Source organism: Neolewinella xylanilytica, assembly GCF_002934605.1.
Lineage (GTDB): Bacteria > Bacteroidota > Bacteroidia > Chitinophagales > Saprospiraceae > Neolewinella > Neolewinella xylanilytica.
On the sequence record NZ_PTJC01000005.1, the window covers coordinates 1,699,747 to 1,723,728 of the forward strand.

Here is a 23,982-nt window from a genome sequence, read left to right on the forward strand (position 1 = left end):
AAAAAGGTATCAGCATGAGCAGCCAACTCCTCGCCGGCAAACGCGGCGTCATCTTCGGAGCCCTAGACGATCAGAGCATAGCCTGGCAGGTTGCCGAGGTCTGCGCCGAACAGGGCGCCAAATTCACCCTCACCAACGCCCCGGTTGCCCTGCGCTTCGGGAGCCTGAACGAGTTGGGTGAACGGCTGGGTGCCGAGATCATTCCGGCGGACGCCACCAGCATCGAGGACATGGAGAACCTGTTCACGAAATCGGAGGAGATCCTGGGGGGTAAGCTGGACTTCGTCCTGCACGCCATCGGGATGTCGCTGAACGTGCGCAAAGGCAAAACCTATACCGACCTGAAGCACGACTGGATGCTCAAGACCTTCGATATCAGTGCCATCAGTTTCCATAAGATGTGCCAGGTACTGTATAAGGGGAATCATATGGCCGACTGGGGCAGCATCCTGGGGCTTACCTACATCGCCGCCCAGCGTACGTTCCCGGATTACAGCGAGATGGCCGAAAGCAAGGCCTTGCTCGAGAGCTTCGCCCGCAGCTTCGGCTACCATTTCGGGGAGAAGAACCACGTACGCGTGAATACCATCAGCCAGTCGCCCACCATGACCACCGCCGGTAAGGGGGTGAAGGGCTTCGACGAGTTTTTCGGTTACGCGGATAAAATGTCGCCCCTCGGCAACGCGCCGGCGAAAGCCTGCGGGGAGTATTGCGCCATGCTGTTCAGCGACTTCACCCGCTACGTGACCATGCAGAACCTGTTCCACGACGGTGGCTTTAGTAGCATGGGGATGAATCCCAAGGCATTGCAGTAGCGCTCACTGTGTTCGCGGCAGAGGTCAAACTCGCCACGCTCGTCTGGCGGTAGTGCTGGCTTAGCTCGCGGTAGCAGGGCATAGCAAGGCGGGGTCGCTGGATGTAAATGCCGAATGGTTGCTGGCTGACGTGGGCAGCAGGTGAGAGAAGGTGCGATATTGAGGTGTTGTACGTTTGCTAATTATGGTGAGGAGACGCTATCGGATCGGGTTGCTGTTGGTGCTGATGTGCGGGGCGGGGCTGCGGGCCCAGATTGTCGATCCCAGCGAGACCATCGAGCTCGATCCGGACGACCCGGACTACGATGCATCCTCGGCGCGGCAGGGAGCCCCCCAGCAGCAGCGGGTCATCGAACCGGACACCTTTGGTATCTACCTCTACGGCGCGGACAACCCGAACCGGGAACAATCCTTTTCCGATAGCTTACTTTCGGGCTTCCAGCAGTACGAGCCGGATCGGCGGGTACCCTTCGACTACGCTACCCTGGGTCAGATTGGGTCGGCCGCTTACCGGATGCGGTACGAACCGGAGTACCGGCGCGGACTCGAGATCGGGCTTCGGCAGTTCGATCTGTACCGACTCAATGTGGACAATCTGGACTTTTACCGGCTCGAGCGTCCCTTTACCTATCTACGCTATTTGCGGGGCAGTGAGCAGCAGGACGGGATGCTGGAGGCGCGCTTTAGCCGCAACTTCGCCGACGGCGTCAATCTTCTGCTCGGCTACGACCGCATTTTCCAATTGGGGGAGCAGGACCAATACCCCGGCACGGCGATCCGCAACACCAACGTAACCGTGGGGCTATCGGTCCGGCCACCCGGCAGTCGCTACAGCGGTTATTTCAGCTATACGGCCAATACCTTCGAGAACCGGCAGAACGGGGGTATCGCCGAGTACCAGGAAGATGACATCGGCGAGATTGACAATCCGGGCGTCCTTACGCCCTTTCTGGCCGAAACCCGGATCCGCCACGCCTACCGCCAGGTCGCCGCAACCCAGTATCTCCAGTTCGGTGCCGCCACGGATACGCTGACGGGGCGGGAGCGTCGCGCCTTTACCCTCAAGCATCAGTTGCGCATCGAGCGGCAATTCTTCCGGATGACGAGTATCCGTACGGTGACGGATACCAGTTTCTACGCCCGCTACCCCGCGCTGGATCTGGACTTCCGGGGCTTGCGAAGCCAGGTTACCGACAACATCATCAGTAACGAAATCGGCTTTTCGACCTTTCGAAGGAGCCGGTCGGCCAGCCAGGAAACCGTACAGCGCGATTTGCTGGAACTGGGGTTGACCCACCAGTACCATCGCGTGGGTCGGGAGACCGGCGACAGCAGCTTGCACTTCGTTCTCGCCACGGGTAGGGTGGGGCTCCGGCCTAGCGACCGCATCAATTTATTGGTCGACGGGCAGCTGAACCTGATCGGGCAAGTGGGGGACTACCGCGTGGCCGCGCGGGGCGAACTGGACCTGGGCGTAGCGGGTAAGCTGGAAGTGGGCGCCGTTAACCAACTGTACGCGCCCGACCTGATCCAGCGCACCTACCTGCTCAACGGGGGGACGTATTACGACCGGGACTTTGGCAAAACGCTGGAACTGCGCGTGGAAGGAGCCTATACGCTGCCGTTCCTGGGTATTCGTGCGGGGCTTGCCTATACGGTACTTACCAACTACATCTACCGGGATACGGAAGGAATACCCCAGCAAAGCGACGGGCCGAATAGCATCCTGCAGCTCACCGCCGAGCGAAATTTCTCCTTCGGTGCCTACCGGATCGACAACCGCATCCTGCTGCAGGAAGCCGATCAAAGCGTTTTTCGCTTGCCCCGGCTGTACGGCGAGCACAGTCTGTACTTCGCCGGTAAGTGGTTTGGCGTCCTCAATGTAAACTTGGGTGCGGATGTCCGCTACGCTTCCGGATTCGTGCCGCAGTACTATAACCCGATCCTCCAGGCCTTCCACTTGCAGGACCGGCAGGCCGTACCGTTTGCCTTCCAGGTGGATCCTTTTTTCAGTTTGCGGGTAACGCGGTTTCGCTTTTTCGTGAAGTATATCCAGGCCCAGACCCTGCTTACCGGCGACTACTTGTTCCTTACGGCGGAGCACCCTTATCCGGATGGGGCTTTGCGGCTGGGGGTAAGCTGGCGGCTTTTGGACTAGGGTAGCGGAGCTCGCCGCGCTCGCGGCAGCGGCTGCGCGGGAAGAAATCGCCGCGCTCGCAATCGAGGCTGCGTGGCAGGGGAAGTTAATTGGGGGGCAGGTACCGGACATACCTTTCTGAAGGCGAAGCTCTACCGGGGAGCGAAGCGACCCTAAATCACCGTACCCCAAAAAAAAGAACCTCCAAACCCGCAAAAAAGGGTCGGAGGCTCACTTTACACTCACTAGTATATATGAAACTTAATCAACTGCTTACCTAACTACGCGACTGGAGGATTTGTTACTAAGAAGCTCAAGTTTTTTGATCCTCTTAACACTTATCTTCCTTTTTCGGCTGCGGCTGGAAGCTTTCCGGTCTTGGTCCGGAAGAGTTTCCACCAGAAGGTCGGTCGGACCAGCTGTTTGCGGAGTTCGAAGTCGGTATACATTCTACAGAGTACTTCAATGACCTTAGGGTTGGCTGCGACGATGCCGGTAAGCAAATTTGTTATCCATTTGTATTGCATGATTTGCTGCAGCCGGTAGCTGAGGCGCAGTTCGGTACGCAAAACCCGCTCGATACGAACGTCGTAGGCGGCCAGGAAGGCTGCGTCGAAGCGTTGTTGGGCGAGGCATTTTTCCGCGAGTTCGGCGGCGATGAAGCCGGAGTACACGGCGTTACCGATGCCTTCGCCGGTGAGGGGATCGATGAGGTGGCCCGCGTCGCCGGTGAGGAGGTAGTGATCCCCGGAAAGCGTGCGCTCCTTCGAGCCGAGCGGAAGTCCGTAGCCGGTGATCGGCCCCATCGGTTCGGCGTGTGCAAAACGTTCCCGGAAGGCGCCGCTGGCGACGATATTCGGTAATTCCTTGCGCAGGTTTAGTCCCCGCTTTTTCACGATATCGGACCGCATGCCGAGTCCGACGTTGGCTTCTCCGTTGGGCAGCGGGAAGATCCAGAAGTAGCCCGGATTATAGGCATCGAGGAAGTGAAGTTCGATAAAATTATCGGGGTGGAAGCCGGTAACTCCCCGGTAATACTGGCGTACGGCGGCTGCGTGGTGGTCTTTGTCCACTTCCTGTCCCGCTTCGTGGCGACTGAATTTGCTGTGGGCCCCGCTGCCGTCGATAAGTAAGTTCGCCTCCCATTCGCGGCCATCCTTGGCTTGAATGCGGTAACCTGCCTGCGTGCGGGTGGTGGCGACGATCTCCGTATTGAGCTGGAGGTCGATGTCGGAGCGGCGGCGCACCTCCTCGATCAGGAAGGCGTCGAAGTCGATCCGCTTGCTCACGTAACCGGGCGCTTCGTCGGGAATGCGCTCGTAGCCGATCTTAAAGGGCAGCTCGATCAGTTTGTTGCTGGGCGGGTAAAAACGGATGCCCCAGACGTCGCTCGGCCGGAATCGTTGGCGGAAGCGGTCCATGATGGCCGGGTCGAGGCGATTCAGCAGGGTAGGCACCTTCCCCGAAATCGCGTCTCCGCATATCTTGTCGCGCGGAAAAATCGCCTTGTCGATCAGTACGCTGGGGATGCCGAGGTAAGAAAGCGTGAGTGCCGTTGCCGCTCCGGCTGGCCCTGCGCCGATGATGACTAGGGGGGTGGGGGTCATTGGGCAAAGGTAGGAGGTTAGTTTTTTAGGGGGTAGTTTTTTAGTCGCTCACTTCGTTCGCGGGTTGTCGGTTGTCGGTTGTCGGTTGTTGGTTGTCGGTTGTTGGTTGTCGGTTGTCGGGTAGTCTTTTAGTCGCTCACTTCGTTCGCGGGTTGTCGGTTGTCGGTTGTCTTTTAGTCGGGGGGGATGCTTGCGGCGGAGCGCGGGAGCAGGGGAATAGCGTACGATGTTGCTCTTGGCGAGAAGGAGGGATTTACAGGGGGAGGCTGGCCTTGAACGCCTGGAATTCGGATTGATCGCCAGTGGCGATGGAGCAGTTTTGTTCCTGGGCGCGGGCGTTGATGTCGGCGACGCGATCCTCGGGGTTGGGATGGCTGCTGAGAAAGGCCGGGGGGCTGCCGCCGTCCTGAATCGACTCGAAGAAGCCGGCGGCACCGTTGGCGGCGTATTCGGTGTTGCAGAGGTAGTCTACCGAGCGGGCGTCGGCCTCTTCCTCGTCGCTGCGGCTAAAACGCAGGGAGAGCAGGCTACCGGCTATTTCGCTCAATAAGCCGGGATCGCCGCCCGTGACCACGCTGATCAGCGTAGAGAATCCGTACTGTGTCGTCAACTGATCGGTGGAGTGGCGTTCGGCCGAGTGGGCGATCTCGTGGGCCAGCACGCCGGCAAGTTCGCTCTCGTTGTCCAGGGCTCCGATCAAGCCGGTGTATACGTAAAGGAAACCGCCGGGGGTGGCGAAAGCGTTTTCCACGTCCTGGTCGATGATGGCCACTTCGTAGGGGAAAACGTCGGCGTAGTCTACTTCTCCCTGTTGTACAATGTCGTTGACCATGCCCTGCAGGTAGGTATAGGCTTGTGGGTAATCGGCTGGATCCAGAATAGGAAATTCCGAGGGGTTGCTGCGGATCTCCTGATTGGTTTGGCGGCCGAGTTCCAGATCCTGTTCGACGGAGAAGACGTTCAGGTCACCATCCTCGGAGCAGGACGCGAAGAAAAGCAGGGCAAGGAGCGGTAGGAGCGGGCTGGTACGGATATTCACGGTATTACTTTTTACCTATAACCGTATCCCTTCGGGACGGTGTTCAGCCCGGGAGGGTGATCGCGGGACGGCCGAAGAAGATACCCGTCCGGAAGGGGGGGCGGATACAAGCAGGGGTGAGTGGACAAAAGCGTACGCCGGGTCACCGAGCTCCTGGATTTCTCCCTACGGCGAAGCATACCGAAGCCACAAGCTGATCCCGCTACGGTTGAATACCGCGGCCCGGCTCCTGACATCCGGGGCGGTGAAGGGCAGAATCGAGTAAAATCCTTTCACCCGCGCTCCGGCGCCCTAACAAACTTATGCGGGTATAGGCTGTTCCGGAAGTTATTACACATACCCAATACACGTTGCGCCACCATCCGCGCACCGATCGCCCAAAGGGGGCGGTCGCACTTTTTACAGTACATGCCTAAGAATAAGACGAAGAGCGGCAAGCTCAAGGCCCGCGATTTAGAGCGCGTAGTCTACCAGGAGTTCAAAGCGAACGCCCGCAAGCCCCTCAACCCCAAACAACTCCAGCGAAAACTAAAGGTCAAGAACAGCAGCGAAAGCATTCAGTCGGCCCTCGACAAACTGGTCAGTAGCGGCAAGGTCAAAAAGACCGACGATCATCGCTACCAATTCAACCGCAGCGATAAAGAGAAACGCTCCAGCACCTTCGCGGAGGGCCGGGTGGATATGACCCGTAGCGGCTCGGCGTACGTCATCATGGATGGCGAGAAGAACGACATCTTCGTCTCCCAGAACCGGCTGCAAAACGCCCAGGACGGTGATAAAGTAAAAGTCCGCTACTGGACGCCCGGCGGCCGTCGCAAGCCCGAGGGGGAAGTGGTCGAAGTGCTGGAGCGCAGCGTGAGCCACTTCGTCGGCACCCTGAAGATTCACGAGAAATACGCCGAAGTGGTAGTGGACGGTCCGGGCGGCAAGAAGCTGAGCGTGGCCGTGCACCGCTCCGAATTGATCGGTGCGAAGAGCGAGGAAAAGGTCGTGGTGAAGATCGTCGACTGGGAAGAGAACCGCTTCGGCCAGATTAGCGGCCAGATCACCGCCGTACTCGGCGAGCCGGGAACCAGCAACATCGAGATGCAGGCCATTCTGATCAACAACGGTTTCCAGATCACCTTCCCCGATGCCGTACTGGCGGAGAGCGAGGCCCTGCCGGGGGAAATCTCGCCCCAGGAAATCAATATCCGGCGCGACATGCGCGAGGTGACCACCTTCACGATCGATCCGCTGACGGCCAAGGACTTTGACGACGCCCTGTCGATCCAGACCCTCGAGGACGGGCAGATCGAGATCGGCATCCATATCGCCGACGTAAGCCATTACGTCCGGCCGGGCAGTGCCCTGGACGAGGAGGCGGCCGACCGCACGACCAGCGTTTACCTGGTCGACCGGGTGTGCCCCATGCTGCCCGAGCGCATCAGCAACGAGCTCTGCTCGCTGCGGCCGAACGAGGATAAGCTGACCTTCAGCGCGGTCTTCAAGTTCAATTCCCAGACGCTGAAGCTGACGGATCGCTGGTTCGGTCGCACGGTGACCCACTCCGACCGTCGCTTTACCTACGAGGAAGCCCAGGAGATACTGGATGCCGGGGAAGGCGACTTCATTAACGAATTACAGCAACTCGACATCATCTCAAAAAAGCTGCGCAAGCAACGCTTTAAGGAAGGATCGATCGACTTCAACACGAACGAGGTCCGGTTCAAGCTGGACGAGGACGGCAAGCCGCTCGAGGTCTACATCAAGGATCGTATCGATACCAATATGCTGATCGAAGACTTCATGCTGCTCGCCAACCGGGAGGTAGCCACCTTCATCAAGCAGAAGGAAGAGCGGCTGAAGCAGAATATCCCCTTCGTGTACCGGGTGCACGACGAGCCCGATATGGACAAGGTGGCCGAGCTGGCCAACTTTGCCGCCGCCCTGGGGTACGAGATGGATTTGAGCAGTCCGAAATCCGTCACGAAAAGCTACAACGCGCTGCTGTCGAAGGCCGACGAGGATCCGATGGTGAAGATGTTGTCGCCGATTGCCATCCGCACCATGTCGAAGGCGGTCTACACCACCGAAAACATCGGGCACTACGGCCTGGGCTTCGACAACTACACCCACTTCACCTCGCCGATCCGCCGCTACGCCGACGTACTGGTGCACCGCCTGCTGGAAAAGAACCTGGAGGAAGGCAGCCTGTACAAGGCCAACGGCGCCAAGCTGGAGGAGACCTGCCAGCACATCAGCAGCCAGGAACGCAAAGCCGTTACGGCGGAGCGGGAAAGTATTAAGTACAAGCAGACCGAATTCATGCTGGACCACGTCGGCGACGAATTCGACGGGGTGATCAACGGACTGGCCGATTTCGGGGTCTTCATCGAACTGATCGAGAACTTCGTGGAGGGCATGATCCCTTTCGATAAGATGGACGAGCCCTACGACCTGAGCGCCGGAAAACTTTCCATTGTTGGGAAGAAGTCCGGGAAAAAGCTCAAGATGGGCGACGTGGTACGCATCAAGATCGAGGACGTAGACATGGACCGCCGTCGGATCGACATGTCGCTCGTCGAAGTGCTCAAAGTGCACGGAGACAACGGGAACCAAGAATCGAAGAAGAAAGACAAGGAGAAGCGCCGGGGCGGCCGGCGGAAGATGCGGGAATAGGTTTTCCTTCGCGATGCCCTCCGCTTCGGTGCCGCCATCGCGGCCCGGGCCGTAGCTTCCGATCGTGCGCGGTTGTGGAAGCGACGTTTCTTTATCGGAAAGGGAGCCACGCCGACGCAGGGCGCTGGAGCCCCTTCTGGATGCCGGATGGAATTCTCTTTTTGAGCACAGCTAGCCCTGGAAACGGGACGTCCCGCCCCGCCTCCGACCAGGCCGGGCCCTACGGAATAGCAGCCGGTAAGCACCTTCGGGCCATTTAGCTCCGCCGGGTGGATCGCCGCGAGCCGTTAATATTGCGTTAAACCAGGCCATGGGTTTCGGCGGAAACCCTGTCGCAAGGCGTTGTAGTACAGTGGGTTAGACGCCTGGAAGGAGAATTAATTCTTTCTTACCGAAGTAACTTCCTAATTCTTTAAGCGTCTATTCCTTAGCAGATCGGCACCCGCCTCTGTACTTTTGTGATCCAAAATTTATCCCTATGCGTTTTCGCAATTTCCTGATGGTCGCTTTATTAGCCTTCGCGGGCTTCGGCGCCCAGCTTTCCGCCCAAAAGATTGCCTCCGTAGACATGGAGAAGATCCTTACCAGCATCACCGAATACCAGGAAGCCCAGGACCAGCTGGATCAGCTTGCCGCCAAGTGGCAGCAGGAGATCAACCAGGAGTACGATGCCATTAAGGGCCTGTACAATAAGTATCAGGCCGAGCAGGTACTCATGACTGACGAGCAGCGCCAGGCCGAAGAGCAGGCCATCTTCGATCGCGAAACCAAAGTGCGGAATATGCAGGCCGACCGTTTCGGCCCCGAAGGCTCGCTGTTTCAGCGCCGCCAGGAGCTTATTCAGCCCATTCAGGACGCCATCTACGAGGCCATCGAAACCTACGCCAACCAGAACAACTACGATTTCATCTTCGATCGGGCGGGTTCCGCCGGAATCATCTTTTCGAGCGAACAGTACGACAAGACGGATGAAATCCTACGAACGCTCAAAAACTAGGGTGTACGCCTCAATAAATCAGCGCTTACCACCGTACTATCCCTCTACACTCCAACTCCGAACTAAACTATAATCATGAAATTCTTTAAATTCACTTTCGTAGCGCTTATGCTACTGGTCGCTACGGCCACCGCTTCGGCTCAGAAATTCGGCTACGTGAATTCCGCGGAACTCCTTTCCGAGCTGCCCGCCACCAAAGCCGCCGAATCCAACCTCGAAGGATTGCAGAAGCAACTCCAGAAGAAAGGTCAGTCGCTGGTGGAAAGCTTCCAAACCGACTACCAGACCCTGCAAACCGCAGCACAGCAAGGTACCCTGAGCCCCAAACAGCAGCAGGAAGAAGCCGCCAAACTGCAGAAGCGGGAGGAAGAAATCTCCAGCTTCGAGCAGCAAATGATGAGCGACCTACAGAAGAAGCGGCAGGAACTGCTCACGCCGATCTACGACTCCATCAACAATGCCATCAAGGAAGTTGCCGAGGAGAACGGTTTCCAGTTCATCTTCGACGAGCAAGTGTTGCTTTACGGCCAGGATAGCCAGGACGTTACCTCCCTCGTCCGCGCCAAGCTCGAAATCTAAATCCGGCCGGTGTTCCTGCCCGATCATATCGGATCCATTGGAGTCTTCGACTCCGGCATTGGCGGCCTCTCGGTCGCCAATGCTATTTCCGGGCTATTGCCCCGAGAAAGTATGCTCTACGTAGCCGACAACGGCAACGCTCCCTATGGGGCCCGCACCAACGAGGAGGTACTGGCGTTCAGCCGCCGCATCACCGACTTCCTCCTCGCCGGCGGCGTCAAAATGGTTGTGGTCGCCTGCAACACCGCCACCAGTATGGCCATTGACACCCTGCGCGAGTTGTATCCGGAGGTGCCGTTCGTAGGGCTGGAGCCCGCGGTTAAACCGGCCGCCACGGGAGTACGTGTCGGCGTGATGGCAACGGCGGTAACGCTGCGCAGCGCGCGCTACCTGGCCCTGCGGGATAAATATCTTTCGGGCCATCAGGTTTGGGAGAATCCGTGTGCCGGGTTGGTGCCCCTCATCGAGGAGTACGGCCCGGGTTCGCCGGAAATTCGTCGCTACCTCTCCGAATTGCTCGCTCCCGCCGGTCCGCTGGACACCGTGGTGCTCGGCTGCACCCACTATCCGCTCATCGCTGCGGACATCGCGGCGGTGCTACCGCCGGGTGCCCGGGTAATCGATCCTTCCGGGGCGGCGGCGCGGCAGGTGCAACGCTTGCTCGAAAAACGCGACCTTTTAGTCGCGACCGACGGCCAAACCCGCTACGACTTTCTGGCTACTGCCGGCGGGGCGCCACTTCAACGTACGTTACGGGCGCTCGACCAGCTTAACCGAAACCGGAGATGGCTGGTGCCAGCGGTCACCGTTTCCCGGGCCGCGATTAACTTCTAGTACGCGATCCGGTTAAGGAAAGAAAGCTTTCGCTCATGCCCGCTACCGCTCAGCAAGTCCTCGACGACCACCACCGAATCCGGCGCAACCTACTGGGCTTACTCGACGCCTTTAGTGTGGCGCAGCTCGGTGAGATTCCCCCCTTCCTCAACAACAACTTGCTCTGGAACGCGGGCCACATCGTGGCCGTACAGGAGTTGCTCACCTTCGCGCTTGGGGGCCACCGCTCCCCGAGCGGCAAGGAATTCATCGGCCGGTACCGGGGCGGAACGCGTCCCTTTTCCGGAATGGAGGAGGAGTGGCCGTTTATTCGGGCTCAGCTGGCGGAAGGCAATCAGGTCCTGCGGGATGCGTACACCGATCGGGATTGGTCCGGCTTTCAGCCGTTCACCACCCAACTCGGCATTGAAGTACGAAGTATCGACCACGCCCTGATTTTCAATAACCTGCACGAAACCCTCCACCTGGGGACGATGCTGGCCATCCGCAAATGGGTAGTGGCCAACGGCGGGTCAGGAAAGGAAGTGCCGGTCGAGTAGGGTGCGTAATTTTTCCTGCGTCAGGGGTTTGGCTTCGTGGCCGTCGATAGTGGCGTAGGCGTGAGCGCGGGAATAGTCGGAATCGCCGACCGAGCTCGTCAGCATGACGATCGTGACCCGAGCGCGTTGGGCTTCCGGGAGAACCTGGTAGGCATCGAGAAATTCCCAGCCGTCCATCACCGGCATATTGATATCCAGGAACAGGATATCGGGACGCCCGTCGGGATCTACCGTGGTGAGGTAGTCGAGGCCCTGTTTTCCGTCCGCTCGGATAACGATTCGTTCGGCGATGCCCATTTTGGTCAGTCTGCGAGAGTGGATGAAATTATCCGTCTCCGAATCATCAACCAACATAATGCACCCTAGCTTCTTCATGCGTCAAACTGCTGGGTAAGGTCACGGTAAAAGTACAGCCAAGTTCCGGTTCGCTTTCAACGGCAATGGTACCTTGGTGCAAGTGTACTATTTTTTGACAGAAAGCAAGACCGATGCCCTGCCCTTCCTGCATTTGAGAAGAATCTAAACGCGTAAAAAGCTGAAAGATTTTCTCCTGATCTGATTTTTTTATACCCATTCCGTAATCCTTGATGGTGATCTGCACCTGAGTGTCGGTTTTTTTCCCATGAATTTCAATTCTGGGAGGTTTGCCGGGTAAATGGAATTTCAGGGCATTGGCCAGCAGATTCTGAAACAGCTGCCGGAGGGCCACCGGGTATCCCTCTACGGTGGGCAGGTCGCCGATCGTGATCCGGGCCGCTGATTCCTCCACGCGCAGGGCCAGGTTTTCGAGGGCTTCCCGGACGGGTTGAATCAGGCCGATATGGGTCGGGGTTTCGGATTGGCCGATGCGGCTGTAGAGCAACAGACTGTCGATCAGCCCGCGCATTCGATCGGTGGCGCGGTGAATGGTTTCCAGATATTCCTTACCGTCCCCGTCGAGGCGATTTCCGTAGTCTTCGCTGATCACCTCGATGTAGTTACTCACCGTGCGTAAGGGCTCCCGGAGGTCGTGGGAAGCGATGTAGGCGAACTGGTCCAGCTCCTGGTTCTTGGCGTTCAGGTTTTCGATCAGTTCGCGGTTCTGCCCTTCCACCCGCCGCCGCTCTATGTTTTCCTGTTTTAGCCGCTCGTTGGAGCTGGTAATGGTGTCGAAGAGGGGGCGTACCTGGGAGTAGATGTAGTAAAAAACGAAGGCGAGTCCCACGACACCAAGAAAGCGGAGCACGGTGGTCACCGTACTGAGCTGAGCGAGTTGGGCCTGCCGGATCCGAATGTCGCGGATTTCCGCCTCCCGGAGCAGGTCGACGTAGTAGCGGATCCGGTCCATGGCCTGCAGCCCCATATTCGTTTCCAGAAGTTGTATCAGCGCGGTGGTATCCCCGCGGCGGACGAGGGTGATGGCGCTGTCCAGTTCGTTGAATTTGACTTCAGTCGCCTTGCGCACCCAGGCTACCCGGCGCAGCTGCACGGAATCCCGGCTTACCTCCCGGGAAATCTGCTGGAGCAGGGTGTCGTAGTTTTCCCGCGCCGATAGATAGGGGTACAGGTAAGTGAGATCATGGGTCAGCAAGTAGCCCCGCTGGCCGGATTCCGCGTCCTGGGTGAGGGTCAGTAACTGGCTAAGGTCCTGCTCCAGTTCCAGGGCATTATTCATCTTCTTCCGCACTTCGATAGCCGTTACCTCCGGTATTACCGACGCGAGGACGATTACCGTCAGGAGGGTCAGCCCAACGAAGACGACACGAAAGAGCCGGTAGCTTTTATGGCTTCCGGTCAGCGAATGATCTGGTGGCAAGAAGAAGATAGGGTTTGCTGGTTTCGTAGAATGGCAATGACAAGATAGGAACGCCAAATGGGGTGCCCAAATCGGCGGTTGTGCGATTCGCCCGCCGACCCCGGGGGCTGCGACCTGGCCTGCTGCCTAAGGGGCAAAGCTACAGGGGGGGCAGGAATTTTAGGGTATATAAGTTGGGTTTATCGACACGGTCGATGTACGTCAGCTGGGGGCGTGTGCAATTTTGTTAGGCGTGCGGAAAGTTTGCGTATATTCGCGGCGATACAAAATGACAATACGAACTGCCGCAAAAGTGCGGTATCCGTCGGTCTGCAGCGACCCCCGGCGGGATTGAAAGAAACACGGTGGCTATCTACCACCCAGCGCGGCCGTTTACCGGGTCTTTTTGCACCTGCGCTCCGCCGCCCCTTTTCCTTTCCCCAAGGTGGTTTTTTTGTGTCAACGCCCCTGCCCGCCAGGGCGCAACAACGCATATTATCATTTAAAGTCCAATCAATAATGGGTAATCAAACCCCAATGTCGGTGAACTTCAATCTGCCTAACGGGCGGGAAGTCACCATCGAGACCGGCAAGCTCGCCACCCAGGCTGACGGCTCGGTCGTCGTCAAATGCGGCAAGACCATGCTGTTTTGCTCCGCCGTCTCCAGCACCAGCGTTCGCGAAGGACAGAGTTTCTTCCCCCTCAGCGTGGATTACCAGGAAAAATTCGCCGCCGCCGGCCGCATCCCCGGTAACTTCTTCCGTCGGGAGGCGCGCCTCAACGACTACGAGATCCTCATCTCCCGCCTGGTCGACCGGGCCATCCGTCCGCTCTTCCCCAAGGGCTACATGTTCGATACCCAGATCATCATCAACCTGATCTCCCTCGACGAGGAAGTGATGCCCGATGCCCTCGCCGGTCTGGCCGCCTCCGCCGCCCTGACCTGCTCGAATATCCCCTTCGAAGGCCCCATCTCGGAATGCCGGGTCGCCCGCATCAACGGGGAGTACGTCATTAACCCCGACCGCAGCCAGCTCGCCAATGCCGACCTGGACCTGATCGTTGCCGCCGATAAGGGCAACATCATGATGGTCGAAGGCGAAGGCAAGGAAGTAGAAGAGAAAGCCATCCTGGAGGCCCTCAAGGCCGGCCACGAGGCTATCCGCACTATGTGCGACGCCCAGCTGCGCCTGAAGGAAATGGTCGGCGACAAGGCCACTACCCGGGAAGTGGAAATCCACGAGATCGACGCCGACATCCTCAGTTACGTTGAAAAATCGATCAAGAGCGAGATCCTCCGCGTAGCTAGCTCCGCCTCCGATAAAGCTACCCGCAAGGATTCTTTCAAGGAAGTGAAGGACAACTTCAAGGAAGTCGCCCTGGCCGAGAAAGGCGAGGAGTGGATGACCGAAAATAAGGAAGACGTCAGCGCCGCCTACGACAAGGTTCAGAAGAAGCTGATCCGCAACATGATGCTCGACGAGAAGAAGCGCCTGGACGGACGCGCCTTCGACCAGGTGCGCCCCATCTGGACGGAAGTGGACTACCTGCCCAGCGCCCACGGTTCGGCCATCTTCAACCGCGGAGAAACGCAGTCGCTCACCAGTCTCACCCTCGGTACCAAAACCGACCAGGCCATGGTGGACATTGCCCACAGCAATAGCTACGATAACTTTATCCTGCACTACAACTTCCCCGCTTTCTCGGTGGGGGAAACCAAGCCGATGCGCGGCCCCGGCCGCCGGGAGGTAGGCCACGCCAACCTCGCCGGACGCTCGATCCGCCAGGTATTGCCGGACGACATGACCCACACCATCCGCCTCGTGTCGGACATCCTCGAATCGAACGGTTCCAGCTCGATGGCTACCGTCTGCGCCGGCTCGCTGGCCCTTATGGACGGCGGCGTACAGATCAAGCGCCCCGTAGCCGGTATCGCCATGGGTATGGTGGCCGAAGGCGGTAGAATCGCCATCCTGAGTGACATCCTCGGTGACGAGGACGCACTCGGCGATATGGACTTCAAAGTCACCGGAACCAGCAAGGGCATTACCGCCTGCCAGATGGACATCAAGATCGACGGTCTGCCCTACGAGCAGCTCGAGCAGGCGCTGGAGCAGGCCCGCGTCGGTCGCCTCCACATCCTCGGCGAGATGAACAAGACCCTGAGCGAGCCCCGCGAAGACATCAAGCCTCACGCCCCGCGGATCGTCAAGCTCATCATCGAGAAGAGCTACATCGGTGCCGTCATCGGACCCGGCGGTAAGATCATCCAGGAGCTGCAGGAGCTCACCGGTACCAACATCAACATCGACGAGATCGACGGCAAGGGCCACGTGTCCATCGCCAGCTCCGACAAAGCGGCCATCGAAGACGCCGTGGCGCGGATCAAGAAGATCACCTTCACCCCCGAAGTGGGCGAGGTCTACGAAGGCACGGTGAAGACCATCATGCCCTACGGCGTATTCGTCGGATTCGAAGGCGGTCGCGACGGTCTCCTCCACGTGAGCGAGATGAGCCACAGCCGCATCGACAGCGTCGAAGACGAGTTCAACGAAGGCGATAAAGTCAAATTCAAGATCGTCGACATCGACGAGCGCACCGGTAAACTGCGCCTCAGTCGCAAGGCCATCATGCCCCGCGCCGACGGAACCATTCCAACGGACGAGGAGCTGGAAGAAGAGCGCAAGGCCGCCAAATCCCGTGGCCGCGAACGTCGCAACGACGACCGGGGTGACCGGGGTGATCGCCGTGGTGGCGGTGGACGCCGTGGCGGTCGGGATCGTGATCGCGACTAGTCATCAACCGCTGACTGAATGAACAAGCGCCCGGTAGCAACTTGCTGCCGGGCGCTTTTTTTATCGGTCGACCAAATGGCGACTTCACCGATCAGCCCCTAGCGCTGCTGCTTCCGGCGGAAGAAAAAGTAGACCAGTGCCGCTATTGGCAGAACACTGATCAGGATAACGGCCCAGAAAATGAGTCCGATGTCTGGCTTAAGAAGGGTAAAGTCTGCTAGTATAGGTAGGTAATGCATTGGTACAAGATAAGAAATGCCGGTAGTACTTCAAAAGGGCTCAGGTTGCTGCATTTCGCTACCTTTGTATGCTTCATCGGGAGTCTTTTGACTCGTTGATCACGTAATGGATGAAAGCATATCACCTTCTCCTGGCCGTCCTGCTAGCGGGTTGCCATTGTTCCTCCTTGTTCGGACAAAACGGTAACGTGCTGCTTTTCGACGGCCAGTCCGATTTTTTCAGCATCCCGGATGACGACGAACTGGACTACCAGCAAGCCATTACCCTCTCGGCCTGGATCCATCCGAACTGCGGTGACGGCCTGCGGTCCATCATTAGCAAACAGTGGTGCCAGGGCGACTACGGCTACTACTTTGGCGTCCGCGACAACCGCCTGATCTGGTCCTACAATATCGATGGCAACTGCAACGACCCGAACGCCGTAGTCTCCCGCGACATCTTCTTCACGGCGTTGCGGTGGTACCACGTGGCCGTCACCCACGACGAAACGGCCATCCATTTATTCATAGATGGTGTCGAGGTGGAGCAGGAGCAGTACGAAGGGCGCTTCACGGCCATTCGCAACAACCGCCAACCCTTCCTGATCGGGGGATACCGGTACCTCAACGGGACCGTGGGCAACTTTTTCAGCGGACTCGCCGATGAACTACGCTTCTGGAAAACCGCCCTTACGCCCGCGGAGATAGCCGCCGAAGCCGCCTCGCCGGTCGCCCTGCGGACCGACGGAGCCGTATTGAGCTATCACCTGGAAGGGGCAAGTTCGGGACCCATCCCGGCGCTCACGAACGACCTGCCCAATGGAAAGCCCTTCCGGGCGACCGCTAGCGGAAATCCCCGGGTGGTAGCCGCTGGGTATTACGACTCCGACCCGGAATTCGCGATCGACACGGTAGGTACGGCGTGTGCCGCCTCCGTGATGCTGGTCGTTCAACCCCTGGGGTATGCCGAGATTCAATGGAGTACGGGGGAGTCGACCGACGAGATCGAGGTTACGGAAGCGGGCCGCTACTCGGTCACGGTCACGACCGATGACTGCCGCAGCTATTCCGACACCCGCCTGGTAAACCCGGGCTTAGCCGTAACGGAGGTCAGCATTCCCCTCTGTCGGGGAGACACCCTGGAGGTGAACGGCCGGCTCGTTTACCGTGCCGGGTACCTTATTGACACCTTGGTAAGCAGTGCCGGCTGCGACAGCATCGTAGACTACACCTTCACGGAGACTTCGGCGGACACGATTGAACTGGTGGTACCCGTCTGCCGGGACGAGCCCATCGAGCGCTACGGCGTCACCCTTTACCCCGGAGTGCGGCAAACGGTGACCGTACCGGCCGAGCAGGGATGCGATACGCTCTACTCCGTGCTGGTCACCTATCAGCCGGCCACAAAGCGCGATACCTTGGTTTACGTCTGTTCCCCGGTCGAGATGGTAGCTTTCGGGGGCCGGGAATTAGCCCTCGGCGATAGCCTGTTGGTAACGGGCCGTAATGCTGCGGGCTGCGATTCCCAACTATTGGTCCGGGTAGCCCTGTCGCCTTCCGAGCCGCTGCTGCCGGATTCGCTGATCGCCTGCGACGACGCCCTGCTGATTCGCACCTCGCGTTCCGACGTGATCTGGAATACCGGGGTGGTCGACCGCCACCTTTACGTCACCGAACCCGGACTGTATACCGCCTCCTATACCAGTGCTACGGGCTGCCCCCGCACCGATAGCGTGACGGTCACCTTCGCCCAACCGCCGATCTACGTACCTACGGCCTTTTCCCCGAACGGAGACGGAAGAAACGACTGCGTGGGACCGATGATGGGTGCCCTACCTGACTTCACCGATTACCGCTTCGCGATTCACGGCCGCTGGGGCGATTTGGTGTATACCACCGACCGGCCTGGTGAATGCTGGGACGGGGCGGGCGGCACCCCAGGTAGCCAGGTTTACATCTGGTACCTGACGTACCGGGTAGCCGGATGTCCGGAAGGTTACCGCCTGGCGGGCACCATCAATCGACTGCCATAGGCCCCATGCGCCGGATAGCCGGAGTAATCGTAAGTTTGGCACATTGCTTACGACAGCTTCATGCTCGCCTTTCTCGGATTGCTCACCATCCTTCTCCTGCTGGTTCTTATTATCAGCAAGATCCTGTCGCCCGTAGTGGCACTCGTAGCCGTACCGGTTACCACGGCCTTACTGGGGGGATTCGGCTGGGAGATATCCGCCTTCATCACCGACGGCCTGACGACGATTGCTCCTACGGCGGTGATGTTCGTCTTCGCCATCCTCTTCTTCGGCATCATGACCGACGCGGGCACCTTCGAGCCGGTGATCGGGCGACTGTTGCGGGCGGCCGGCAACGACCCGGCCCGGATCACGGTCGTGACGGCCTTGCTGGCCATGCTCGTCCACCTCGACGGCTCCGGGGCGGTCACCTTTCTCATCACCGTTCCGGCCATGCTGCCGCTATACGATGCCCTGGGTATGCGCCGTACCACGCTGGCGACGGTGGTGGCCCTGGGGGCCGGTACGATGAACATCCTGCCCTGGGGCGGCCCGACCATTCGTGCGGCTACCGCGCTGGAAGTGCCCGTGACGGAGCTGTTCAATCCGATTTTGCTGCCCGTATTGGTGGGCCTGGCCTCCGTGCTGGTCATCGCGTGGTGGCTCGGCCGGCGGGAAGGTAACCGGCTGGCGGACGAACTACCCGCCACCTCCGTACCATTGCCCGGCACCGGCGCACCGCCGCCCGACTATCGTCGTCCGGGTCGGCTGTGGTTTAACGGGCTGCTCATTCTGGTAGCCGTCGGGTTGCTGATCACGGCCGTGCTGCCGCCCCATGTCGTATTTATCGGTGCGTTCGTGATTGGCCTGACGGTCAATTACCCCCGACCGGCGGACCAACGGGAACGCATCGACGCCCACGCCAAGGCGGCCCTCCTGATGGCGAGCATCCTGTTCGCGGCCGGCTGCTTTACGGGCATCCTCAAATCGTCGGGCATGATCGCCGCCATGGCGGACGCGGCGGTCGACCTCCTACCGGTAGCGATCGGGGAGCGGCTCCCCGTGCTGACCGGATTGGTCAGCATGCCAGCCTGCCTGCTGTTCGATCCGGATTCCTTCTATTTCGGTATCCTGCCTTTGCTTAGCTCGACGGCCACGGAGTTTGGCGTGGACGGGCTCGAGGTCGGCCGCGCCGCGATTATGGGGCAAATGACCACCGGTTTTCCGGTCAGTCCGCTCACCGGATCGACCTACTTGCTGGTGGGGCTCACCGGCGTGGATTTGGGCGATCACCAGCGCCGGACGATCCCGCTGGCTTTTTTGGTGACCCTGATTATTCTCTTCGTGGCCATTCTGATCGGTGCCGTAAGTATCTGACAATGCAAACTATTCGAATTGGCGGCGGCGCGGGCTTTTCGGGCGATCGGCTCGAACCCGCCGTGCTGCTCGCCCAAGAGGGGAACCTCGATTACCTCGTGCTGGAATGCCTGGCCGAGCGGACCATCGCCCTGGCCCAACGCCGAAAACTTCAGGATCCCGACGCCGGGTTCGACCCCCTGCTGGAGCGCCGGATGGAAGCCTTGCTGCCGGTCATTACGGCGAAGGGAGTACGGCTGATCAGTAATTTCGGAGCCGCCAATCCGGTAGCTGCGGCCCGCAAGATCGGGCAAATAGCCCGGCGGTTAGGACTGTCCATCCGGGTAGCGGCCGTAACCGGCGACGACGTACTCGACCGCATTTCCCCAAGTATGTCTGCGATGGAAACCGGTCGGCCGCTTTCCGAGTACGGTCAGCTGGTTTCCGCCAACGCCTACCTCGGTATTGACGCCCTGCTGCCCGCCCTGCAGACGGGAGCGGAAGTGATCGTAACCGGTCGGGTAGCGGACCCCTCGCTCGTACTGGCCCCCCTGGTGCACGCATTCGGCTGGTCTTCCACCGACTATGCGACCCTCGGCCAGGGAACGGTGATCGGCCATCTGCTGGAATGCGGCGCCCAGATCTGCGGGGGGTACTTCATGGACGGCGACCGCAAACAGATACCCGATCCGGCGAACCTGGGCTTTCCCATCGCGGAAGTAACGGAAGACGGCTCGGCCACGATCACCAAAATCAGCGGCACCGGCGGGCGCATCGATCTGCGGACGGCCAAGGAGCAATTACTCTACGAGGTGGTCGATCCGCACGCCTACCTCACGCCCGACGTGGCGGCGGATTTCACCACGGTTCGCCTGGAAGAAACGGGTGCCGATACCGTATCCGTAACGGGAGGCACCGGAGCGAGACGACCGGATCGCCTCAAAGTCAGCGTCGGCTACCGGGCCGGCTTCCGTGGAGAGGGTGAAATCAGCTACGCGGGGCCGGGCGCGGAAGACCGGGCACGACTGGCCGGCGACATCGTGGCCACCCGGCTGAACGGCTGTCTGGATCGCCTCCGGGTCGATATCATCGGCATCGATTCCGTGCACTTCGGTCCCGGGGGGGAGGCAAAAAGCCGGGAGGCGCGGGTAAGGGTCTCGGGTTCGAGTGCCGACGAGGGCACCGCCGCCCGGGTCGGGGAGGAAGTGGAAGCGCTCTATACCAACGGCCCCTACGGCGGTGGGGGCGCCCGCAAGTCCGTCACGGAAATGATCGGTATCGTTTCGGTACTGATGGACCGCCGGCTTATTCACCCATCCGTGGACATCTTTACCGCATGAAGCTCTACGACATCGCCCACTCCCGGGCCGGAGACAAGGGGAATACCCTCACGCTGAGTTTGATTCCGTACTCGCCGGCGGACTACGACATGCTGCAAAGGGAGATCACGGCCGAACGGGTGGCCGCCCACCTCGCGACCAGCGTACGGGGCGAGATCCGGCGCTACGAAATGCCCCGTATTCACGCGCTGCTTTTCGTCTGCGAGGGCGCCCTGGACGGTGGCGTGACCACCTCCCTGGCCGCGGATACCCACGGTAAATGCATGAGCGGCGTCCTGCTCGATATGGAGATAGGGGGCGGCGGAGCGCGGGAGTAACAAATTCCCGTCGCGTTGATATACGTAAGTCACCCCCTGGTCGGAAAAGGCCCCAACATTCGGTAGTGGCCCGGTACATTCGAGGCAAAACACAAGCATGCGCAACCGCCATATCATCTACGCACTCGGCTGGGCGGCCATCCTCCTCGCCTCCGCCTACTTTATCGGAGATTGGGAGGGGTATCCGTACCTCTCCGCCGCCCTCCTCATCGGCTTCGCCCTCACCAATCGACAGCGGGGTGCATGCCGGCCGACGTAAGCGGCACCAGTGGGTCGGTAAGCAGGCATCCGGTCCGCTACCTCAGCCACTGGCCCCTGGCGATGATCCGCTTCGGCTACTTTCTTGTAGGAGAAAGGTAAGCTCCCTTCAAAACCGGAACCTCAATCCGGAAAAGTATCCCGTAGCTTTTGCAATTCCCCCTTCGTCACCCGTACCACCGTACCGTGTCGCGTCCCCTCTGGAAAGCTGAGCTGGTCCGATATGTCCGTCCAGTTTTCCAGGTCCGACGACCGCACGGCGCCCATCGCGTGATTCGTGTAGCGATCGAAATAGACGACCCAGTCTCCGTCGATTATCGTGACGGTGGGCCCCTCCACCCAGTGGCCGGTGATGGGCGCGCCCGCCGGCGTATACGGACCGGCTAATTCCTTCGCCGTGGCGATCCGGATATTCTTCTGGGCGACGGGGTGCTTCGTCTCGTCCTTCAGGAACATAACGTATTCCCCGTTGGCTGGCTGGATGGTGGCGTCGATCACGTTGAAGCCCCGGTCGTAGAGCACTGCTGTGGGGGTAAATTCCTGAAAATCCTCCGTGAGCGTGTAGTACATCCGGTGGTTGAGGCCGTTGTCGCCGCTGCTGTCGGTTTCCGGGAAGCGCCCCGGGATGGTGGTGGCCCAGTAGATCAGGTAGCGGTCTTCGGTGGCGTCGTAGGTGATCTCCGGGGCCCAGCTGTTGCGGGCGTCGGGCTCGTGCTCCATCACCGGGAGGTAGCGCTGTTCGGACCAGTTGATCAGGTCGGGAGAGTGGGCGTAGCCGATGCCGCGCTCGTGCCAGCTGACGGTCCACACCAGGTGAAATTGCCCGTCACCACCGCGGATAATGCAGGGGTCGCGCATGAGCTTATCCTCGCCGACGGCCGGCGTCAAGACCGGTTCGTTTCCATTGAGCGGCGTCCAGCTCAGTCCGTCGTAGCTGAAGGCCAAATGGAGGCCGTCTTCGCCGTTGCCCTGGAAGTACGAGAATACATAGGCCGAGTCCTGGGGCGGGGTGGGGGAGAGCCACCCCAGGGCGGTCAGCAGCAGGAGGAAATCCATAACGAAGGGGGTTCGGTGAACGGTAACATACGTACTTCCCGGTTTTTTGCGGACCCGGGGGGACTTCCCCTTTGAAACCCGCGCCCCGTCGCCCAACCCCTTTTTAGCTGGCGCCGGGGCGCGGGAAGCAGGGCTCCCGACCGGTTATCGTGGCAATAGCGACCCAATTACCAACGTTTGGGGGAGTATCTATTGGTTCCTTCGTGCTCGCTATTGCGGTCGAAGGAGCCCATCCACCGCCCATTTCAATTTTCCTATGAAGCGTTTTTTCCACTGTGCCCTGCTACTGCTCCTGCTCGGCGCCATTTCCTGCGAGAAGGAGGTGATCGAGCCGGCCGTAGTGGTCGTAGAGCCTGAACCGGAGCCTGAGCCCGTTCCCGCCGTCGATACCATCCGCTACGACTACGTGGGCGGCTACGTGCAGAAGGGGCCCTACCTGAACGGTACCTCGATACAACTCGTCGAGTTGGACGACCAGCTGGCCCCGACCGGCAAGAATTTCCAAACCCAAATCGTCGATAACCGGGGCACCTTCGAGGTCCGCAACGTCGAGTTCGTTTCCCCATACGTGCAGCTGAAAGCGGACGGCTTCTACTTCAACGAGGTCACCGGCGAAAATTCCGCCGCCCAGCTTACCCTCTACGCCCTCAGCAACCTCGAAGATTACAGCGCCCTTAACGTAAACCTCCTGACCACCCTGGAACGGGCGCGGGTGGATTACCTGGTCTCCCGCGGCAGCGCGTTCGGGCCGGCTAAGCTCCAGGCCCAGCGGGAGATTCTGGACATCTTCGAGATGAGCAACGCCGACGTGGCCAAATCCGAACTGCTCGACATCACGAAGGGTGGGGACGACAATGCCCGGCTGCTGGCCATGTCCGTTATCCTGCAGGGGTACCTCAGCGTAGCCGACTTATCGGAGCTCGTCGCCAACCTGAGCACGGACCTGCGGGCGGACGGGGTTCTGAACAGCGACCGCCTGGGAAGTACACTGGTCAATAACGCCGTAGCCCTCGACCTGCCGGCCGCGCGTAAGCACCTGGAAGAGCGCCTGGATGAGCTCGGGCTGGAAACCACCATTGACGATTTTGAAACCCATGTTCAGCATTTTCTCGACAATACCGAGTTCGCGCATACCGATACGATTCAATACCCCGTACAGGGCGAGTATGGACCGAACCTGCTAGCGGGGGAAAGGACCGACTTTGCTGCGGGAACCTATTCTCTGCTGGCTAAGTTGCCGCGAAAAACCTCCTTACGCGTTCGCATCAGTGGCCCGAACTGGACATGGTGGAACATTGGATCGAGTAGTTGGGAAGAGACTTACTTCGACAACGCCCACTTTGCCCGCGAGTATACCATTGCAAGCCCCATAGAAATCGCCGACCTGGAGATCAGACTTTACGAGCGGGATCCGTGGCCGGGCCAGGAACGGGACGGTCCCATCGTCAATCCACCGGACTCCACCGGCTACGTGAACCCGAATCCCGATCAACCAACCGACACCACGCGAATCATCGTCTACGAGAATGGTTCGGAGGTACCTAGCTGGACGAAGAAATTCGTGCTGAAGTCAGAGTAACCTCCGTCCGGATCGGGTTGCGCAAGCGGGGCAATCGGGAAATATGGTTAGGTTAGCGGGGAAAGCTC

The 23,982-nt window shown here is 59.5% G+C and carries 20 protein-coding genes; 14 read left to right on the top strand and 6 right to left on the bottom strand.

Going from position 1 to position 23,982, the window contains the following annotated elements; all coding sequences use genetic code 11:
• The first annotated feature begins 14 nt into the window (after positions 1–14).
• Positions 15–815, top strand: a complete 801-nt coding sequence (locus tag CLV84_RS06725) for an enoyl-ACP reductase FabI (RefSeq protein WP_104418949.1) — start codon at positions 15–17, stop codon at positions 813–815.
• Between the two features lie 184 nt (positions 816–999).
• On the top strand, positions 1,000–2,973 hold the full coding sequence (locus CLV84_RS06730) for a putative porin (protein ID WP_104418950.1): 1,974 nt from the start codon (positions 1,000–1,002) through the stop codon (positions 2,971–2,973).
• Between the two features lie 317 nt (positions 2,974–3,290).
• On the opposite strand, the gene CLV84_RS06735 is transcribed toward CLV84_RS06730, so the two are convergent.
• Both CLV84_RS06735 and CLV84_RS06745 read right to left on the bottom strand, forming a co-directional pair.
• Positions 3,291–4,559, bottom strand: coding sequence for an NAD(P)/FAD-dependent oxidoreductase (locus CLV84_RS06735; protein ID WP_104418951.1), 1,269 nt, complete (start codon positions 4,557–4,559; stop codon positions 3,291–3,293).
• 253 nt (positions 4,560–4,812) lie between these two features.
• Complete coding sequence (locus CLV84_RS06745) at positions 4,813–5,598, bottom strand: M48 family metallopeptidase (protein WP_104418953.1); 786 nt, start codon at positions 5,596–5,598, stop codon at positions 4,813–4,815.
• Between the two features lie 408 nt (positions 5,599–6,006).
• Between CLV84_RS06745 and rnr the strand changes: the two genes are divergently transcribed.
• From rnr to CLV84_RS06770, 5 genes are all read left to right on the top strand, one after another.
• Positions 6,007–8,259, top strand: coding sequence for a ribonuclease R (gene rnr, locus CLV84_RS06750; protein WP_104418954.1), 2,253 nt, complete (start codon positions 6,007–6,009; stop codon positions 8,257–8,259).
• A 478-nt stretch (positions 8,260–8,737) separates the two neighbouring features.
• On the top strand, positions 8,738–9,256 hold the full coding sequence (locus CLV84_RS06755) for an OmpH family outer membrane protein (protein ID WP_104418955.1): 519 nt from the start codon (positions 8,738–8,740) through the stop codon (positions 9,254–9,256).
• A gap of 75 nt (positions 9,257–9,331) precedes the next feature.
• On the top strand, positions 9,332–9,835 hold the full coding sequence (locus CLV84_RS06760) for an OmpH family outer membrane protein (RefSeq protein ID WP_104418956.1): 504 nt from the start codon (positions 9,332–9,334) through the stop codon (positions 9,833–9,835).
• Positions 9,836–9,844: 9 nt separating this feature from the next.
• Positions 9,845–10,669 (top strand): glutamate racemase, encoded by an 825-nt coding sequence (murI, locus tag CLV84_RS06765; RefSeq protein ID WP_245911398.1) that lies wholly within the window; start codon positions 9,845–9,847, stop codon positions 10,667–10,669.
• Positions 10,670–10,704: 35 nt separating this feature from the next.
• Entirely contained in the window at positions 10,705–11,208 is a 504-nt protein-coding gene (locus CLV84_RS06770) for a DinB family protein (RefSeq protein WP_104418958.1), read from the top strand.
• On the opposite strand, the gene CLV84_RS06775 is transcribed toward CLV84_RS06770, so the two are convergent.
• Entirely contained in the window at positions 11,182–11,562 is a 381-nt protein-coding gene (locus CLV84_RS06775) for a response regulator (protein WP_170067597.1), read from the bottom strand. The genes CLV84_RS06770 and CLV84_RS06775 overlap by 27 nt on opposite strands.
• Positions 11,552–13,003: a sensor histidine kinase gene (locus CLV84_RS06780; protein WP_104418960.1), complete on the bottom strand. Its 1,452-nt coding sequence runs from the start codon at positions 13,001–13,003 to the stop codon at positions 11,552–11,554. The genes CLV84_RS06775 and CLV84_RS06780 overlap by 11 nt, the downstream gene beginning before the upstream one ends.
• Positions 13,004–13,501: 498 nt before the next feature.
• Between CLV84_RS06780 and pnp the strand changes: the two genes are divergently transcribed.
• On the top strand, positions 13,502–15,778 hold the full coding sequence (pnp, locus tag CLV84_RS06785) for a polyribonucleotide nucleotidyltransferase (RefSeq protein ID WP_104418961.1): 2,277 nt from the start codon (positions 13,502–13,504) through the stop codon (positions 15,776–15,778).
• Between the two features lie 98 nt (positions 15,779–15,876).
• On the opposite strand, the gene CLV84_RS21765 is transcribed toward pnp, so the two are convergent.
• Positions 15,877–16,017, bottom strand: a complete 141-nt coding sequence (locus CLV84_RS21765; protein WP_170067598.1) for a hypothetical protein — start codon at positions 16,015–16,017, stop codon at positions 15,877–15,879.
• A gap of 110 nt (positions 16,018–16,127) precedes the next feature.
• Between CLV84_RS21765 and CLV84_RS06790 the strand changes: the two genes are divergently transcribed.
• The 5 genes from CLV84_RS06790 (at position 16,128) to CLV84_RS21770 (ending at position 21,280) form a co-directional block, all read left to right on the top strand.
• Positions 16,128–18,029, top strand: coding sequence for a LamG-like jellyroll fold domain-containing protein (locus tag CLV84_RS06790; protein WP_104418962.1), 1,902 nt, complete (start codon positions 16,128–16,130; stop codon positions 18,027–18,029).
• A 60-nt stretch (positions 18,030–18,089) separates the two neighbouring features.
• Positions 18,090–19,385 carry a CitMHS family transporter gene (locus tag CLV84_RS06795; protein WP_104418963.1) on the top strand — a complete coding sequence of 432 codons (1,296 nt, stop codon included), beginning with the start codon at positions 18,090–18,092 and terminating at the stop codon, positions 19,383–19,385.
• Between the two features lie 2 nt (positions 19,386–19,387).
• On the top strand, positions 19,388–20,704 hold the full coding sequence (locus CLV84_RS06800; RefSeq protein WP_104418964.1) for an acyclic terpene utilization AtuA family protein: 1,317 nt from the start codon (positions 19,388–19,390) through the stop codon (positions 20,702–20,704).
• A complete protein-coding gene (locus tag CLV84_RS06805) occupies positions 20,701–21,021 on the top strand; it encodes an AtuA-related protein (RefSeq protein ID WP_104418965.1) in 321 nt (106 codons plus the stop codon). Before CLV84_RS06800 ends, CLV84_RS06805 begins: the two co-directional genes overlap by 4 nt.
• Positions 21,022–21,118: 97 nt before the next feature.
• A complete protein-coding gene (locus tag CLV84_RS21770; protein WP_170067599.1) occupies positions 21,119–21,280 on the top strand; it encodes a hypothetical protein in 162 nt (53 codons plus the stop codon).
• 122 nt (positions 21,281–21,402) lie between these two features.
• Here CLV84_RS21770 and CLV84_RS06810 read toward each other — a convergent pair whose 3' ends face one another.
• Positions 21,403–22,335, bottom strand: a complete 933-nt coding sequence (locus tag CLV84_RS06810) for a glycoside hydrolase family 43 protein (RefSeq protein ID WP_104418966.1) — start codon at positions 22,333–22,335, stop codon at positions 21,403–21,405.
• Positions 22,336–22,591: 256 nt separating this feature from the next.
• Between CLV84_RS06810 and CLV84_RS06815 the strand changes: the two genes are divergently transcribed.
• A complete protein-coding gene (locus CLV84_RS06815; RefSeq protein WP_104418967.1) occupies positions 22,592–23,914 on the top strand; it encodes a hypothetical protein in 1,323 nt (440 codons plus the stop codon).
• Positions 23,915–23,982: the final 68 nt, after the last annotated feature.